Annotated in this window: 17 protein-coding genes; 14 read left to right on the plus strand and 3 right to left on the minus strand. The window is 41.9% G+C overall.

Translation table 11 applies throughout. The features are described 5' to 3' along the window. Nucleotides 1-25 precede the first annotated feature (25 nt). The 5 genes from argS (at nucleotide 26) to WCW66_02645 (ending at nucleotide 4,075) form a co-directional block, all read left to right on the plus strand. On the plus strand, nucleotides 26-1,684 hold the full coding sequence (gene argS / locus WCW66_02625; GenBank protein MFA6391627.1) for an arginine--tRNA ligase: 1,659 nt from the start codon (nucleotides 26-28) through the stop codon (nucleotides 1,682-1,684). A 20-nt stretch (nucleotides 1,685-1,704) separates the two neighbouring features. Continuing rightward, nucleotides 1,705-2,886, plus strand: coding sequence for a glycosyltransferase family 1 protein (locus WCW66_02630; GenBank protein MFA6391628.1), 1,182 nt, complete (start codon nucleotides 1,705-1,707; stop codon nucleotides 2,884-2,886). Nucleotide 2,887: 1 nt separating this feature from the next. After that, complete coding sequence (locus WCW66_02635) at nucleotides 2,888-3,166, plus strand: DUF167 domain-containing protein (GenBank protein MFA6391629.1); 279 nt, start codon at nucleotides 2,888-2,890, stop codon at nucleotides 3,164-3,166. A 434-nt stretch (nucleotides 3,167-3,600) separates the two neighbouring features. Continuing rightward, nucleotides 3,601-3,825 (plus strand): DUF350 domain-containing protein, encoded by a 225-nt coding sequence (locus WCW66_02640; GenBank protein ID MFA6391630.1) that lies wholly within the window; start codon nucleotides 3,601-3,603, stop codon nucleotides 3,823-3,825. Nucleotides 3,826-3,829: 4 nt separating this feature from the next. Then, nucleotides 3,830-4,075 carry a YHYH domain-containing protein gene (locus WCW66_02645; protein ID MFA6391631.1) on the plus strand — a complete coding sequence of 82 codons (246 nt, stop codon included), beginning with the start codon at nucleotides 3,830-3,832 and terminating at the stop codon, nucleotides 4,073-4,075. A 98-nt stretch (nucleotides 4,076-4,173) separates the two neighbouring features. On the opposite strand, the gene WCW66_02650 is transcribed toward WCW66_02645, so the two are convergent. After that, the gene (locus WCW66_02650) at nucleotides 4,174-4,515 is read right to left on the minus strand and encodes a hypothetical protein (protein ID MFA6391632.1); all 342 of its coding nucleotides are present in this window, start codon (nucleotides 4,513-4,515) and stop codon (nucleotides 4,174-4,176) included. Here WCW66_02650 and WCW66_02655 point away from each other — a divergent pair. The 5 genes from WCW66_02655 (at nucleotide 4,508) to WCW66_02675 (ending at nucleotide 12,199) form a co-directional block, all read left to right on the plus strand. Further along, complete coding sequence (locus WCW66_02655) at nucleotides 4,508-4,894, plus strand: hypothetical protein (protein ID MFA6391633.1); 387 nt, start codon at nucleotides 4,508-4,510, stop codon at nucleotides 4,892-4,894. The genes WCW66_02650 and WCW66_02655 overlap by 8 nt on opposite strands. An 81-nt stretch (nucleotides 4,895-4,975) precedes the next feature. After that, a complete protein-coding gene (locus tag WCW66_02660; GenBank protein ID MFA6391634.1) occupies nucleotides 4,976-5,866 on the plus strand; it encodes a Fic family protein in 891 nt (296 codons plus the stop codon). A 599-nt stretch (nucleotides 5,867-6,465) separates the two neighbouring features. Next, complete coding sequence (gene ileS, locus WCW66_02665) at nucleotides 6,466-9,420, plus strand: isoleucine--tRNA ligase (protein ID MFA6391635.1); 2,955 nt, start codon at nucleotides 6,466-6,468, stop codon at nucleotides 9,418-9,420. After that, the gene (recO, locus tag WCW66_02670; protein MFA6391636.1) at nucleotides 9,420-10,196 is read left to right on the plus strand and encodes a DNA repair protein RecO; all 777 of its coding nucleotides are present in this window, start codon (nucleotides 9,420-9,422) and stop codon (nucleotides 10,194-10,196) included. Before ileS ends, recO begins: the two co-directional genes overlap by 1 nt. Before the next feature lie 14 nt (nucleotides 10,197-10,210). Beyond that, complete coding sequence (locus WCW66_02675) at nucleotides 10,211-12,199, plus strand: hypothetical protein (protein ID MFA6391637.1); 1,989 nt, start codon at nucleotides 10,211-10,213, stop codon at nucleotides 12,197-12,199. A 44-nt stretch (nucleotides 12,200-12,243) separates the two neighbouring features. On the opposite strand, the gene WCW66_02680 is transcribed toward WCW66_02675, so the two are convergent. Together WCW66_02680 and WCW66_02685 are read right to left on the minus strand one after the other, a co-directional pair. Further along, nucleotides 12,244-12,873 carry a CDP-alcohol phosphatidyltransferase family protein gene (locus WCW66_02680; GenBank protein MFA6391638.1) on the minus strand — a complete coding sequence of 210 codons (630 nt, stop codon included), beginning with the start codon at nucleotides 12,871-12,873 and terminating at the stop codon, nucleotides 12,244-12,246. After that, nucleotides 12,870-13,694 (minus strand): PHP-associated domain-containing protein, encoded by an 825-nt coding sequence (locus WCW66_02685; protein MFA6391639.1) that lies wholly within the window; start codon nucleotides 13,692-13,694, stop codon nucleotides 12,870-12,872. The genes WCW66_02680 and WCW66_02685 overlap by 4 nt, the downstream gene beginning before the upstream one ends. Nucleotides 13,695-13,784: 90 nt before the next feature. Between WCW66_02685 and WCW66_02690 the strand changes: the two genes are divergently transcribed. Genes WCW66_02690 through WCW66_02705 form a run of 4 tightly spaced genes read left to right on the plus strand, consistent with a single transcriptional unit; the run spans nucleotide 13,785 to nucleotide 16,729 of the window. Then, complete coding sequence (locus tag WCW66_02690; GenBank protein ID MFA6391640.1) at nucleotides 13,785-14,753, plus strand: 4Fe-4S dicluster domain-containing protein; 969 nt, start codon at nucleotides 13,785-13,787, stop codon at nucleotides 14,751-14,753. After that, on the plus strand, nucleotides 14,754-15,578 hold the full coding sequence (locus WCW66_02695; protein MFA6391641.1) for an FAD/NAD(P)-binding protein: 825 nt from the start codon (nucleotides 14,754-14,756) through the stop codon (nucleotides 15,576-15,578). Between the two features lie 4 nt (nucleotides 15,579-15,582). Beyond that, nucleotides 15,583-15,789 carry a HypC/HybG/HupF family hydrogenase formation chaperone gene (locus WCW66_02700; GenBank protein ID MFA6391642.1) on the plus strand — a complete coding sequence of 69 codons (207 nt, stop codon included), beginning with the start codon at nucleotides 15,583-15,585 and terminating at the stop codon, nucleotides 15,787-15,789. Further along, nucleotides 15,782-16,729, plus strand: a complete 948-nt coding sequence (locus WCW66_02705; protein MFA6391643.1) for a DMT family transporter — start codon at nucleotides 15,782-15,784, stop codon at nucleotides 16,727-16,729. The genes WCW66_02700 and WCW66_02705 overlap by 8 nt, the downstream gene beginning before the upstream one ends. The last annotated feature ends 18 nt before the right edge of the window (nucleotides 16,730-16,747 follow it).

A 16,747-nucleotide genomic window follows, 5' to 3' on the forward strand; every position in this document is an offset into this window, starting at 1 on the left:
CGTTAAAGAAGCTATAATACAGTTAATGATCAAAGAGAAAATACAAAATATCGTCAGGGATGAGATTATGAAGCAGCAACAGAATAATGAGCTGATCGGTTTTGACATCCCTGAAATTGATATTGAATATCCGCAAAATAATCAGTACGGGGACTATTCCTGTAATGTGGCTCTGAAACTGGCCGGGACGCTCAGGCAGAGTCCCATGGAGCTCGGCAGTCAGCTGGTCGAAGGAATCCAAAAAAGGATCGCGGATAATGATATTCTGGAAAAAGTGGAGTTGGCTGCGCCGGGATTTATTAATTTCTATTTATCACCCGCCTGGCTTTCAGATGCTACCAAAATAATATTTGATAAAGCGGAAGATTTTGGCAGGAGCAATTTTGGCCATCGGAAAAAAATACAAGTTGAGTTTGTTTCCGCCAATCCCACAGGCCCCCTGCATGTCGGCAACGGCCGTGGATCATTCCTCGGGGATACACTGGCGAAGATTCTGGCACATGTCGGGTATCAGGTGGAGCGGGAATATTATGTAAACGACATGGGCAAGCAGGTTGATACTCTGGGCGAGTCGGTCTTAAGAAGATATCTTCAGCGCAAGGGGATTCCGGTTCCGTACCCGGATTACTGTTATCAGGGAGAATACATCAAAGACCTGGCCAGTTCATTTGTTTTGAGAAATTATACATTGAGCAGTGTCAAAAAGATTGACGAGATCAAAGAAAAAACAAAGATGACTGTTCTGAATAAAATGTTAAAACAGATCAAGGATTTTCTGGAGAAAAAACTGAATATTAAATACGACGTCTGGTTTTCCGAAAAGTCCTTAATGGACTCGGGGAAATTTGATAAGACCATCGCACAGTTAAAAGAAAAAAATCTGACCTTTGAACAGGATGGAGCGTTATGGTTCAGGTCTACAGAGTTCGGCGATGATAAAGACCGGGTGCTGATTAAGAAAGACGGCAAGCCGACTTATTTCGCGACGGACATTGCGCATCATCTGGTTAATTTTGAAACCAATTCCAGAAAAGTAAATATTCTCGGTGCGGATCACCACGGCGAAATACCCCGTTTGCAGGCGGCGCTGAAAGCGCTGGGGCATGAAGGAAAACTGGATGTGATATTCGTACAGCTGGTCCGTCTTTTGGAAGGCGGATATGAAGTAAAAATGTCCAAACGGAGCGGTTCTTTTATCACACTGGAAGAGTTGGTGGAAGAAGTTGGTTTGGACGTCACCAGATTTTTCTTTCTGATGTACGCCGTTTCAACGCACATGGATTTTGACCTAAGCCTAGCCAGAAAGAAGTCCAGTAAAAACCCGGTGTATTATGTTCAATATGCTCATGCCCGGATTTGTAGTATAATGGAAAAGCTCAAAAACGAAGAAGCAACTCTGAGCAAAGTAAACGCGGAATTGAGCCATCCCACCGAATTGATTCTAATAAAAGAGCTGATAAAATTCCCCGATCTTTTGAAAGAAATCAGCAAAAGTTATGAGGTGCACCGTCTTCCTTTTTACACGATTGAGATTGCCAAGAAGTTTCATGATTTTTACGCAAAATGTAAAGTGATTGAAGAAGGTAATATTAATGAAGGCAGACTTCGCCTGATCCAGGCAACCCAGATTACTCTGCAGAATGCGCTCGCGCTGATGGGAGTGAGTGCTCCGACAAAAATGTAATAAAAATAAAAAATTATATTATGAGAATAGGAATTGATTGCAGGAATATATTAAATCCAAAAGGTGAAGTGGCCGGAGTAGGGCACTATACCTATTTTTTGGTAAAGAATATTCTGAAAACAGACAAGCACAACGAGTACTATTTGTATTTTGATTACAAGATGGCGGGCAAGACCAAAGAGTTTGAACAGAAAAATGTCCGGATCAAGTTCTTCCCGTTTTCCCAGTACAAAAGATACCTGCCGTTTACCTATTCGCATATGCTGATTTCCGCCGTGCTGATGAAAAACAAACTGGACGTTTTCCACGCCCCGGCCTATGCCTGCCCGCTGACCTACCCCGGTAAAATTATTCTGACTGTGCATGATCTGGCTATTTACCGGCATCCTTCCTGGTTTCCATCAGGTCAGTCTTTCAGTACAAAGATCCTGGTGCCAAAGAGCATGAAAAAAGCATCCAGGATAATAGCCGTATCAAAGGCAACGAAAAAAGATATTGTTGAACTTTTCAAAACCTCTCCAAGCAAAGTTACGGTTATTCATGAGGGCGTGGTGCCACAAAAGGGGGAAGGGAAAACGAAGTCAGTGTCTAAAACAGATATCCAGAAGAAATATAAAATCGCGGAAAAGTACCTTTTATTTATCGGCACGATCGAACCCCGGAAAAATCTGACCGCCTTGATTAAGGCATATAATGTGCTGATGGTGAAAGATTACAAAAAGTACAAGGAATATGATCTGGTGATTGCCGGCAAAAAAGGCTGGAAGTATGAGGAGATATTTAAAACTATTAAGGACCAGAAATTCAATTACAAAATTCGTTTTCTAAACTATGTTTCGCAGGAACATAAAGTTGCTCTGATGAAAAACGCCACCTGCTTTGTTTTCCCCACGCTTTATGAAGGGTTTGGTTTACCCATAGCCGAAGCGATGAGTATGGGCATTCCGGTAATCACTTCCAACGTTTCATCCATGCCGGAAGTCGCCGGGGATGCTGCGGTATTAGTGAACCCGAATAAAATCACAGAAATTGAAAAAGCGATGGCAAAAGTGTTAGGGAATAAAAGGTTGAGAGACAGAATGAGCAAGGCGGGATTAGTCCAGGCTAAAAATTTTACCTGGAACAAGGTTGCCAAAGAAACGATTGATTTATACCGCGAGGTCGGCAAAAAAAAGGATAAGAAAAAGAAAGAAAAAAAATAGCATGTGGAACCAGGAATCAGAAACAGGTACAATTGTCTTTCTTAAAGTAATTCCAAAATCAAGGGAAAGCAGAGTCGTCGGTGTGTCCGGCGATTTTTTGAAAGTGAAACTGAATTCCGCGCCGGAAAAGGGGAAGGCTAATAATGAGCTTGTCAGCCTGTTGGCAGGGCATCTTAAGCTGCGCAAATCGGATATAGAAATATTGCAGGGCCAGACGGACAGTCATAAAACAATATTCATCCCGTTGAAATTAAGTGAGATTGAGTCTAGGTTATTTTAGGGAGTAGGCCCGCCCGGCTCGCCTTTGGCGAAGCCAAGGCGGACGGGGATAAGGGTAGTAGGTGTCATCATCGGGCTTTATCTTGTCATCTTCGGGCTTGACCCGGAGATCCACAAAAAGTAATGGATTCCCTGATCGCCTCCGATGTCGGCGTCCGAGAATGACATTAAACACCTCCCCCGGAAATTATTTCTCTACCTAAGAACCCGGCATGTCCTTCCCCTCCTTATCAAGGAGGGGAGTAGAGAATTGTTACTATTTTAAAATCATGTTCCGGAGGGGTGGTAAACCCAAGGGTAATTTAATAGAAGTATTGGTGTGGTGGCCGGGCCCCAGGGTTTGGAGGATGTTTTGCAATTTTTTCTTAACTAAACAGCGCTTGATAATTGGCTAAAATAGGGGTAGGATGAAATTGTAATTATTTAGCTAATAATATGGATATATTTAAAGAATATTTAATCACATTTGGTTGGGGGATAACAGGTGCAATAACTATGGCAATTGCGCTACCGATTCTTCTCTGGGTGTTTGATAAATTTACACCTATTAATGAATGGGAAGAAATTAAAAAAGGAAACATTGGAGTAGCAATTATCATTGGAGCTTTAATAATTGGATTTGCTATTGTAATGGGTTTCTCAATTGTGCCTTCTTTATAATTTTATGAAAAAGAAACTTCTAATTTTTTTATTAGTACTATTTCTTTCAAGTAGCAATGTTGCTTTTGCTCATCCTGGAAGAACAGACAGTAACGGTGGACATGTTTGTAGAACAAATTGCGCAAGTTGGGGATTGAAAACGGGGCAGTATCACAAACATAAGAAGGCTGTTAAGAAAAAGATTGTAAAAAAAGAAACAAAAAAAAGTTCTCATAAGAATGTAAAAACAATATCTGGTAAGAAAAAATAGTAATATAATATTAATTTGACTCTCTTTTAATTGGAGAGTTTTTGATTGGAATAAAAAAACCGTCTTGGGATAAGACGGGGGCAAGGAGCGATATTCACCTATCGATACAAAATTGTTCTGGTGATTGTTTTTCCTTCAACGAGCTTAACTACGTAGAAACCCCAGTTTTCTTCAGTAAGCACATAGTCGATGGTGTAGGTTCCTGCCTCGCGGAATTCTCGGTCCACGAGCACATCTACGACCCGGTCAGTAGGGTCCACGACCGACACAGTCACAGTGTCCGGCCTGGTGACTGTGTAGGTAACCAGGTTGCCACGGCTAGGTAGCGGGGCGGTGGTGGTGATTGGCGGTTTCTTGACGCCTCCTGCCACTGCGGGCGGAGGACCGTAGTTGACCCATCCCGATCCTTCTAGAACCCAGCCGTTGTTGTGGATGTCCACGAAACGGTCGCTCGACGGCAGGTGTGCCACTTCACGGGCGGGGATCGGGACGACACGTCCGGTGTTGCTCCATCCCAGTTTGTGGGCGAGGACCCAGATCTCGCCGTTCGATAGCAGGACAGCTTCGTTGCTCATCAGGAGCACTTCGACCGTATCTGCCGCCAAGGCACTAGAAAGTGCAAAGAGCACCAGAATTGCCGGCAAAATCAGGCGTTTCATCGGATTCCCCCTTCGCTTTGGGTTGTTGATTTGTGCCGGAAAGTTTCCTAGCTTACCAATAGTTATGCATGTTGTCAAAGCAGGACTTTTTGAATATGCATCCTGTTTTCCGCCTGATCAAAAATCACTGAATTCGGGTGAAAGGGGAGGTTGGCGCTAAAACCGTGAAAAGTAGTATAAAATAGAGAGTTTTTCACGGTTTTATTGACAATACCGTGAAAACGATATATAATTGTTATATATGCCTAAAATACTCAAGGTTTTCAATCAAATAAATTCGCTTCGTGAGCGATACTATAAGGCGTTAATCGGCAAAGACGCGCTGATTAAACTTATCGCGGAATCCGAAGTGGCTGAGCAAGTCTACAATTCCAATGCTATTGAAAATAGCACTCTTTCGCTTGAAGAAACAGAAAAAATATTATTGCAGATTGATCTGAATCGTTTTATTTCCGAGCGTGAAATTTTTGAAGCCAAAAATTTGGCTAGTGTGGTATCATACATTGATAAAAAAGCTAAGAAAGAAGAACTTTCCTTAGATATGATTTTGTCACTGCATAAAATGTTGATTTCCAATATTCGGGGTGATATTGCCGGCCGATTCAGGAAAGACAATGAATTTGTGCGGGTTGGGAGTCATATTGCGCCAAATCCGAAAGAAGTAGTAGAACGTTTGGAAAAAATGTTGGTCGAATATAACGCAGCCAGTCATGAAAACATTATCAAGCGAATTGCAAAATTGCATTTGACTTTTGAATATATCCATCCATTTTGTGACGGCAATGGTCGTATTGGAAGAGTGATAAATAATTACGCTCTAATTCGCGAAGGGTTTGTTCCGATAAATATAAAATTTATTGATCGGAAAAAATATTATGACGCATTTAGAGACTTTGATCTGAAAAACGATACTTCAATCATGGAGGAAATAGTCGGTAAAGCATTGACTAATAGCTATCACAAGCGGTTGGCGTATTTGGAGGGTAAAAAAATTATTTCTCTGGTTGAATATGCCAGGGAAAATAAACTTTCCCATTCAAATTTGATAAACAAGGCCACCCGGCAAACCATTGAAGCTTTTTTGGAAAAAGGAGTATGGAAGATCGGTATTGACTATGTTAAAAATAAATAATCATATGAAACTACAATTAGAAAAGTTTGGTCAAACATTACTTTCCAGAGAATTAGGATTGGAAAAATCAAGAGTCAATTTAGATTAGAAATTAGTATAACAGTTGAAAGTGTTCTGATGGGCACTTTTTTGTTTTTCAAATGTACATTGGTTTTGTAGAATAATAGAAAGAATCAACCAAAAGCTGGGGACCGGGGATGCATGGAAAGATGATAGAAAGAAACAGGAGAAGACCCCCGGAATAACACACATCCTTCGACTCTCTTCGTTCGCTCAGGAAATATTGCCTGAGTGTAGCGGAGCGGAATCGAAGGCTGTATTGTAAATGGATCTCCGGGTCCTGCCTCGCCGGCAAGGCGGGCAAGCCCGAAGATGACATGGAGCGGGAGTGCCGTCAATTACCCTTGGGTTTACCACCCCTCTGGAACATGATTTTATAATAGTAATAATACTCTGCTCCCCTCCTTTAAAAGGAGGGGAAGGACTTGCCGGGTTCTTAGATTGAGAAATAATTCCCGGGAGAGGTGTTTAATGCCATTTAAAGACCATGTTGTCAAAGGATGGTTTTTCTTCTATAATAAACATATTCACAATATATTATGGATAAAAATAAACAGAAACCCGAATTTATTGGTGTGAATTTCCCCAAACTAGAAGAGGAGATTCTTTCGTTTTGGCAGGAGAAGAGCATATTTGAGAAAAGCATTGAAAAGAACAAAGAAAAAGAGTTTATTTTCTTTGAAGGACCGCCGACCGCCAATGGAAAACCGGGAATCCATCATGTATTAGCCAGGGCTTTTAAGGATCTGATTCCGCGTTACAAAACGATGCAGGGGTTCCGGGTCAACCGCAAAGCGGGCTGGGATACTCAAGGGTTGCCTGTAGAACTGGAGATTGAAAAGAAACTGGGTATTTCCGGCAAACCGGACATTGAAAAATACGGCATTGAAAAATTCAACAAAAAATGCAAAGAAAGCGTCTGGGAGTATAAAGATGAGTGGGAAAAGATGACGGAGCGGATCGCTTTCTGGGTTGATTTGAAAAATCCGTACGTGACCTACGACAACGGCTACATTGAAACGCTCTGGTGGATTATTAAACAGATTTGGGATAAAGAACTTTTGTATCGTGATTATAAAGTTGTTCCATACTGTTCCCGTTGCGGGACGTCATTATCTTCGCACGAACTGGCCCAGGGGTATAAGGAAAATACGGAGGACCCTTCAGTTTTCATCAAATTTAAAGTTAAGGGAAAAAAGGATAACGAATATTTCCTGGTCTGGACCACTACGCCGTGGACTCTGCCTTCCAACGTGGCGCTTGCAGTCGGAGAAAAGGTGGATTATGTCAAAGTTGAACACCACAAAGAGATATTGATCTTGGCGGAAGCGCGTCTGGGAGTTTTGCGTGGCAATTATAAAGTAATCAAAAAAATAAAAGGGAAAGACCTGGTAAATTTAGAGTACGAACCGCTCTATAATTTTGTTCAGCATAAGGAAAAATCGCATTACGTCCTGCCGGCGGATTTTGTTTCCGTTGATGACGGTACGGGGATTGTGCATACCGCGGTAATGTACGGAGTTGATGACTTTGAACTGGGCAAGGAATATAATCTGCCGAAACATCATCTGATTGATCTGGAAGGAAAATTTACTGAAGAAGCCGGGTCATTCGCGGGACTGTTTGTTAAAACCGCTGATCCCAGAATCGTCTCCGACTTGAAAGACCGCGGGCTGATGTATTGGGCGGAAACAATTAAACATACTTATCCGTTCTGCTGGCGCTGTAATACCCCACTGCTATATTATGCGAAAGATTCCTGGTTTATCAAAATGACCGCAGTACGCGATCAGCTGATTAAAAACAACCAGGCGATTAACTGGGTACCGAACCATATTAAAGAAGGGCGCTTCGGCGAGTGGATTAATGAAGTAAAAGACTGGGCACTTTCCCGTGAACGTTATTGGGGCACACCGCTGCCGATCTGGGAGTGTGACAAATGCGTGCATAGAATCTGTATCGGATCATATGAAGAGCTGGCGAAATATTCCGGTAAAAAACTGCCGAAATCATTTGACCCGCACCGTCCGTTTATTGATAAAGTTACTTTTAAATGCGAAAAATGTGACGGCGAAATGAAACGTGTACCGGAGGTTCTGGATGCCTGGTTTGATTCCGGTTCCATGCCTTATGCCCAGTGGCATTATCCTTTTGAGAATAAAAATTTTATTGATGCCAATGAAGCATTTCCCGCAGATTATATTTCCGAAGCGATTGACCAGACCCGCGGTTGGTTTTATACATTGCTGGCGGTATCCACACTTTTAGGTAAGGGAGCGCCTTATAAAAATGTGATTTGTTTAGGCTTGATTCTGGACAAGAAGGGTCAGAAAATGAGCAAGTCCAAAGGCAATACGGTTAATCCCATGGAGATAATAAATAAATACGGCGTTGATGCTTTGCGCTGGTATTTGTATACCATGAACCAGCCGGGCGAATCGAAAAATTTTGATGAAATTGGTGTGAACGAAGTCGTAAAAAAACAGCTTTTGATTCTTTGGAATGTGGTTGTATTCTTCAAAACTTTTGCCAAAGAAGGCATGCCCGAAAAGAAGATTCTTTCCAAGCACATTATGGATCATTGGATATTGGCCAGAATGCACAAACTGGTTGGTGAGGTAACTGATTCGCTGGATAAATACCAGATCACCGAAGCGGGCAGGAAAATAGAAAGTTTTGTCCAGGATTTATCAACCTGGTATGTCCGCAGATCCCGAGATCGGTTCAAACAGCCGAAAGATTCCGCAGACCGCATGGTGGCACTCGAAACACTGAAAGAAGTTTTGCTGACGTTGACCAAAATACTGGCGCCGTTTATGCCGTTTATTGCCGAGACACTTTATCAAGAACTGAAATCTGTTTTGAATAAAGACAAATACGAATGGAAGGAATCGGTACATCTCGAGGATTGGCCGGCAAAAGATAAAGCGCCGGTTGATCAGGGGTTGATCGAAGAAATGCAGCGCATCAGGGATATTGCGGAACTTGCTCATTCCGCCCGTGCGGAAGCAAAAATAAAAGTCAGACAGCCTTTAAGTCAGCTGGTTATCGCTTCAGAATTCAAGGAGGAGTTTTCTGATATTCTTCAGGATGAACTGAATGTAAAAGAGGTTACGAAATTACATCAGAAACATGACGGCAAACTGCCCGGGGGTTCGGATTGGATCAAAAAAGATGAAACAGAAATCAAAATTTCCCTGGACATTACCCTGACGGACGAGCTGGTGGAAGAAGGAATCCTGCGAGAGATTGTCCGGCAGATCAATAGTGTCAGAAAGAAAGCGGGGTTAACCATCCAGGATCGTATCGCTGTTTATTATCAAACCGACAGTGAATATCTGAAGAAATTTTTTGAATTTTTTGAAAGTAACTTGCTGAAAGAAACTCTGGCAATATCCGTCCAGGAATATGACAAAAAGAAAAAAGCAAAGTTTGAAAAAGTGGTGAATGTAAACGGCAAGCTAATCACGGTAGGTATCGAAAAGAAAAGTTAATGGCTACTTATCGCTCTGAAGCAATTGTGCTGAAAAAAAGAGCCGGCAGGGAATATGATCAGCTACTGACAATCTTCACCAAGGAAAAAGGCAAGGTGGATCTGGTTGTGAAAGGTACCAGAAAGATCGGCAGTAAGATGGCCGGTCATCTGGAACCGTTTGGTGTTGTCGATATCATGGTTGCACAGGGAAAGATCCAGGACCGGATTGCCGGTACGAAACTTTTGGATAATTTCCCCAGTTTGAAATCGAATTTAGAAAGCATTGCTTTGTCAGTATATTTTAATGAAGCGGTGGACAGCATTATTCATGGTCATCAGTCCGATCCGAAAGTATTCACCCTGATCAAAGACGCCTACTCTTCCATCGATCAATACCTCTTAAGGAATCGGGAAAGCGCAAATATTCATGATCTGGTTCTGATCACGCTCTCCTATATTTTATTGCTCTGTTCTTCACAGGGGTTTGCTCCGGCATTCGGCGCCTGTTTCTACTGTAAAAAAGACGTGCAGGAAGAAAAAAATTATATCAGCGACCGGCACCTTAGCGTAGTTTGCCCGTCGTGCAGGCAAAAAGAAGAATCATTATATCCGGTTTCTTCCACCGCCATTAAGGTACTGCGCCTGATGAGCCAGAAAACACTTGCCAATACAAAGCTGAAAAATCTGGAACTGGGGACTCTTTCGGAAGTGAGAAAAATAGTTAACAATTTTATCCTAATGATCGGTGAGCGACAAATCCGTTCCTATTCATTTCTTTCATCCCTTATCGTTTAATAATCCGATATTATATGGCAGATAAAAAAATAAAAATCAATTATAATAAACCGACTAATAACGGCGGTTTGAAGAAGTCCGGTAAGGTTAGCAGTGAAAAAAATGATACTGTTCAGGAAGGGCTGGAAACAATCACATCTATTTATCGGGAAGATCAGCCGGAAAAAACAGATATGACTAAAATGGACCGCAAAAAGCTTACAAAAAAGAGATTATTAAGTTATTTCATAATTGCTTTCTTATTCATGCTGGCTGTTGCCAGCGTCGCGGGTTTTTTCATTTTCAACAGAGGAAAGAATGATGGAGGAGCAAGTATCGAATTAAAAATTACAGCGCCAAAGGAAATCTCATCCGGGGAAGAAATACTGTTTGAGATTTCATATTTGAATAAAGAAAACGTAGCGATTAATGAAGCGGATCTGACAATACAATATCCCGAAGGATTTCATTTTTCCCGCTCCGAACCCGAGGCGAATAACGAAGCGCATACTTTCTGGCAGTTAAAAAGCATCCCAAGTGGTATGGGCGGAAAAATAAAAATTTACGGTCAAGTGATCGGCGAAATTGATGAAACAAAAACTTTCCAAGCGACCATGGATTATATGCCTGCCAATTTTAGCTCTTCATTTAAAGAAAAGGCGTCGCACTCCCTGGAAATCACATCGTCAATATTTGATCTGGATTTGAAAGCCCCGCTTCGGATTGTCAGCGGGCAGGAAACAGACATAGAGATTTCAGTAAAGAATAATTCTGAAATTAATCTGACAAATGTCAGAGTTGCCGCGACTTTGCCGGATGGTTTTGAGATAAAAAGTTCAGAACCGGAAATGCAGGATGACAAACAATCCTGGCTGATCAAGGAGCTAAGTAGTGAAGCGGAACAGATTATCAAACTAAAGGGGGTTTTCACAGGAAATCCCGGCGATACGCAGGAGCTGAAAATGCAGTTGGGGATTGTTATGAAGAATGGTGACTTCCGACTGCAGAATGAAAAGACGGCAATAATATATATTGTAAAACCGGAGCTGATTGTTCAGTTCACTGTCAATGAATATAATCAGGAACATTTGGTCAATTCGGGCGATCTGCTGGAATTTAAAGTTTCCTATCAGAATGCCAGTGATCTCAAACTGTCCAATGTGGCTGTTCAGGCAGTATTCAATTCTGATACGCAAATTCTGGATTTTGGTTCGATTGAAGATGATAACAAAGGAGTATTTGATGAAGAAAATAAAACAATCACCTGGCGATCGGATGAAATAAAGGACCTGGAGTCCGTAATTCCCGGAAAGGAAGGCAGTTTTATTTTCAAAATTCCGGTTGTTGCTTCGCTTTCCCCGCAGAAGTCAACTGACAATAATTTTTCCGTAGAAACATTTATTAAGGCTGATTCACTGGTGGCGGAAGATACTGGTAACTTTGAAGCAAAGAGCGAAAGCAACCATGTTACCATTAAACTGAACAGCATGGTAACGCTCGAAACAGAGGCGCGCTTCTATTCAGATGATCTGGAAAAACTGGGTACGGGACCGATCCCTCCGATGGTGGGTGAGGCGACAACGTATCGGGTATTTTGGACTGCCGCAAATTTATATAATGATATCAAAAATGTAAAAGTCACTGCCTTATTGCCGGAAGATGTCAGTTGGAACAGTAATGCAATCGGCAGTTCCGATACCAAAATAACATTTGACAGTGCAACTCGGATTGTGACCTGGGAAATAAAGAGCTTACCCGCCAATTCGGGTACATTAAAGCCGATTGCACAGGCAACATTTGATATCAGTATTACGCCGACTGTTGAGCAGGTGGGAAAACTGGTCATGCTGACACAGGAAAGTATTTTAAGTGCCCGCGACAGCTTCACCGGTTTTGACATATTAGTGAAAGACCGTGCCATCACATCGGATCTTGAAAATGATGTTGCGGCCAGAGGAAGAGGGGTAGTTGTGGAAGAGCTGGCAATTCCTGACATGAATATCAATACCAACACCAGTATATAATAAAACCGCCTGAACAAAGCGGTTTAAGAAAAAATCCCCGTTGTTTATACCAGTGGGGATTTTGGTATCCTCTTTACTGCCAAAAGGTGACCAAGGATGCTTAACGCACTGAACAAAGAAGCGATACTGAAAATTACAGTAACCGGGGTTGTGCCGGCATCTAACATCAAAGTGATAAACAAGGCAATCGTACCGACGGTTTGAAACAGCATTTTTATTTTCCCGTACACATTCGCGCCCAGCTGAAATTCTATTCCTATTTTCTTCGCTAAGGGTGCAAAAATGACGACGAGCAGAACCAGAAACACTTCCAGTCCGATAATGATATAAATCAGGGAATGGGGCAGGGATTGCCATCCCAAGATAATTAGTACAGTTATAAAAACAACTTTGTCCGCTGTCGGATCAAATACTTTACCGAATTCACTCACTTGATTTTTAACCCGCGCCAGGGGACCGTCCAGAATATCGAGGAGATAGGCAAAAAGGAACAGTACTGTAGCCAGAATGTAGCGTTCCTGCTGGATCGCCAGAATAATCGGGGCCAAAAAAAGTATCCGCAGAAGGGTAAGAAAATTCGGAGTGATCATATCGGGAATAAGCCTGGCAATTTTTTGCAAACCTAAATCGACATGTTTCAAAATACCCTGCAGAAATCTGGTCAATGCGTTCATCTTTTTTTAATATTTCTTTTTATTTGGTTAGCAAGAATTTTTATTCCTTCTTTTCTGGAAATCAGGTGCATCTCTTTCACCAGGGTTGTTAATTTATTTTTCCATCCGCCAATTTCTAATCCGGTTGACTGACTGCTGTTTTTTAAATTGTGGAAGATTTCTTCTGTGTTATTACCAGTAACCTCGGATGCCACCGTGCCAATCTGCCAGATCACATGTCCGTCGCTTCCGGCCAGCATCGGCTTATTCATTTTTTTTGCCCAATTAATTGCACTTTGGTTCTGCTCTCGTGTGGCCATGCCGTTGATACCTTCAATAATATCCACATTTTCTGCAATGAATGATTGTTCAATCGTGCCGGCAGTTATCGCCCGTTGCACTCCGCCTTTACCAAGTACGAACGGATGGGGCATCGAGATAATGCAATTAAAGCCCCTCGCTTTTTCAATCAGTTCTTTTGGTAGGAGATTAATCACAAATGCGCCGGGTTGCTTGTTCGGTTTTATCACCGAATCGAAAAAATACCTAAGTTCACCCTGTGTTTTAAAATACAAAAGTACATGTGTTCCGTTACTGCAGTTAACTTCAATGCCGGGTATAATTACAACATCAGACTGCTGACTCGCCTCCATTGATCCTCTTATTTCATTATGATCGCAGATCGCCAATCCCAGGTCCATTTTCCTGGCTGTTTTTAGTAGTTTTGCAACCGAGATGGTTCCGTCTAGCGAATAGTTTGAATGTACATGAAAGTCAACCATTTTTTGGTTACTTTTTAGATTAACGGGAAGCTTTGGATTTGTAAAAAAAATTGTTGACATAAGCCAATTATTACAATTGTATCTGATATTAATCGCCAGTACAAGTTGCTTTATCAATTTGTAGAAAAAGGTTATAATATACACAAGATTATGGCTAAATTCAACACATCAAAACTTCTTGAATTTCTTCTGAAAAAATACGTTGTTTTTGCGCCGGTTGAGAGGGAGAATGAACTTTTATTTCAGCGGGTATATAATCCGGGTGAAATGTCAGCTTCATTGCGTCTGCCGAAGAATTCTTTTAAACAGTTTTTACTGCCTCATGAAGAGGTTCTTTTTGATTTTACCAGTCCCAAGGTCAAGAAAACTATAACACCGCAAGTTATTTTTGGTTTGTCGCTGGTGGATCTGAAGGCGCTGATCCTGTTTGACCAGATGTTCGCAAAGGATCCGCATTATCAGGCTCACCGTCAAAATACACTGATTGTCGGCCAATGTGTTGTCCCAGAAGATGCCAAATTTCTGAGTATCTTTGAAGAAAACGTTTTGGAAAGACTGAAATTTGATATACTGCTGGATCACCGCAAAAAAGGGGAGCCAAAGATTTTTACCGGATCCAGGCTTGGCCAAAAGACTTTGGAAAAATTTGGTTTTAATGAATATGAGCATATTGATTTCAAAGGTTCGATCGAAGGTGGGGTGCTTGATCCTAAATCGCAGAAGCTGAAGGAACAGATGAAAAAAGTGATTAATGATAAAAAATTCTGGGAAGAATTTGCCAAGGACTGCATCATGTGCGGAAAATGCACAGTGGCCTGTCCGACCTGCTATTGCTTCGATCTGGTGGACGAGGGCGGTGAAATTGGCGATGATAAAGCGGGTGTCCGCAAGCGCCGACTGAGTTCTTGTTTTTATGATGACTTCGCGTCAATCGCCGGAGGGGAAAATTTTCTGAAAACAAAGGCCGAGCGATTAAGAAACTATTATATCCATAAATTCATCAGAACACCGGAAAGAGAACAGATACTAGGTTGTGTCGGATGTCTGCGCTGTTTTCAGGTTTGTCCGGTGGGAATTGATATCAGAAAAATATTAGATGCGGCTTTGAAATACAAATAAATGAAAAATCCTTACGAAAGTTATCCGGCTATAATCACAAAAATAGTATTAGATGCTCCTGACACCAGAGGCTTCACTTTAAAGTTCAAAGATAAAAAACGTCAGAGTAATTTTGGTTTTATTCCGGGACAGTTTATAGTCGTTGGTTTGCCCGGGATTGGTGAAATTCCGGTTGGGATAAATTCTGCAACGACGGAAAAGAAATTTGTCCAGATAACTGTTCGCGGAGTTGGGAAAGTCAGCCGAGCCATCCAGCAGAAAGCAGTCGGTTCGACGATCTATATCCGCGGACCGTACGGCAACGGCTGGCCGATGAAGGAAATTGAAAAACGGGATTTACTGGTAATAGCCGGCGGGCTTGGGATAATCCCGCTCAAACCTTTGATTGACGAGGCTTGCCGAAAGGACTGGGGACGTCAGAACCAGGTACAGGTTTTTTACGGTTCAAGGAATTTTAAAAACCTTTTATTTGAAACGCAATATAAAAAATGGTGTACTTTTCATGATACGCAGATAGTTCTGGATATGGCCGGTCCGCGCTGGCATGGCGAGGTCGGCAATATTACCGATCTTCTGGCAAAACACAGTACGCCGAAAAATGCGATTGTCACTGTCTGCGGTCCGCCGATTATGTATAAATTTGTAATTCCCAAACTGCTCGAGAAAGGTTACAAGCCGGAAGATATTTACCTTTCACTGGAGCGAAAAATGTACTGTGCAATCGGAATGTGCGAGCACTGCGCGATCGGAGAAAAATATGTCTGCAAGGACGGCCCGGTATTTAGCTTAGCCGAGATTAAGGATATGCCGGAGGCTCTGGAATAAATATATGTGTATTACTTTACCTGGAAAAATATTATCAAAAATCGGAACTATTGCGGTCGTGGAAGCAAACGGAAGAAAAATGGAAATAAAGATTGATGCTGTGCCGGGCGTCGTCAAGGGGGACTGGATACTGGTGTATGGGGATTTGGCATTAAAAAAAATATCAAAAAAGGAAGCGGAAGAAACAATTAAAATATTATCGGATGATTAAATACTTCAAAGCACTGCCGACGATTCAAAAGGGAATATTGTTTGCTATAGGTGCGGCGCTGGTCAGCGGAGTTGCCAATTTTGTAAACAAAAACGGAGTGTCGGCAGTCGGTGAACCGTTCGTTTATACTGCTATGAAAAATGCCGTAACGGCAATATTACTTTTAGGGGTTATATTTGCTTTTAAAAACATTCAGCAGATCAGAAGCTTAACAAAGAGAGACTGGATGAAGCTCGGCATTATTGGTTTGATCGGGGGTGGTATCTCTTTTCTGCTTTTCTTCAAAGGGCTAAGTCTTACTTCCGCATCCAGTGCTTCATTAATCCATAAGACATTATTCATCTGGGTTGCTCTGTTAGCCGTACCGTTTTTAAAAGAAAAATTCCGCTGGTACCAGTACGGCGCGCTTATTATGCTTCTGGTTGGTAATTTTATTATTGCCGGGCCGAAATCTTTTAACTGGGGGCAGGGAGAAACGCTGGTATTTATTGCAACATTGCTCTGGTCGGTAGAATTTATTGTGGCCAAAAAAGTATTGAAGACAATTCATCCCAATATTGTCGCATGGGCAAGACTATCAATTGGCGTTGTATTTATTTTGTTGTTCCTGGCATTAACTGGACGATTTGATAATTTATTGTCAGCTTCTTCTACCGGATGGGGATGGTCAATGCTAACTGGTGCTATTTTATTTCTGTTTGTATTAACCTGGTTCCATGCTCTAAAAAGAGCTCCGGCTACGCTGGTTACAAGCGTTCTGGTTTTTGCCTCTCCGATCACAACATTTTTGGATGAGGTATTTCAGAAAAAAGCACTGGATTGGGACAGCGCGGTCGGGTCATTGCTGATTATTTCTGGTATTGCAGTTTTAACACTAAGTTTCATTCGGAATGTACGTTACAGGATGTCCTCGCCATCTACCCTAAAACCTACTCCCTAACCCCTAATCCCTAACCCC

This window comes from Patescibacteria group bacterium, assembly GCA_041664365.1.
Taxonomy (GTDB): domain Bacteria; phylum Patescibacteriota; class Patescibacteriia; order UM-FILTER-42-10; family UM-FILTER-42-10; genus JAHJEX01.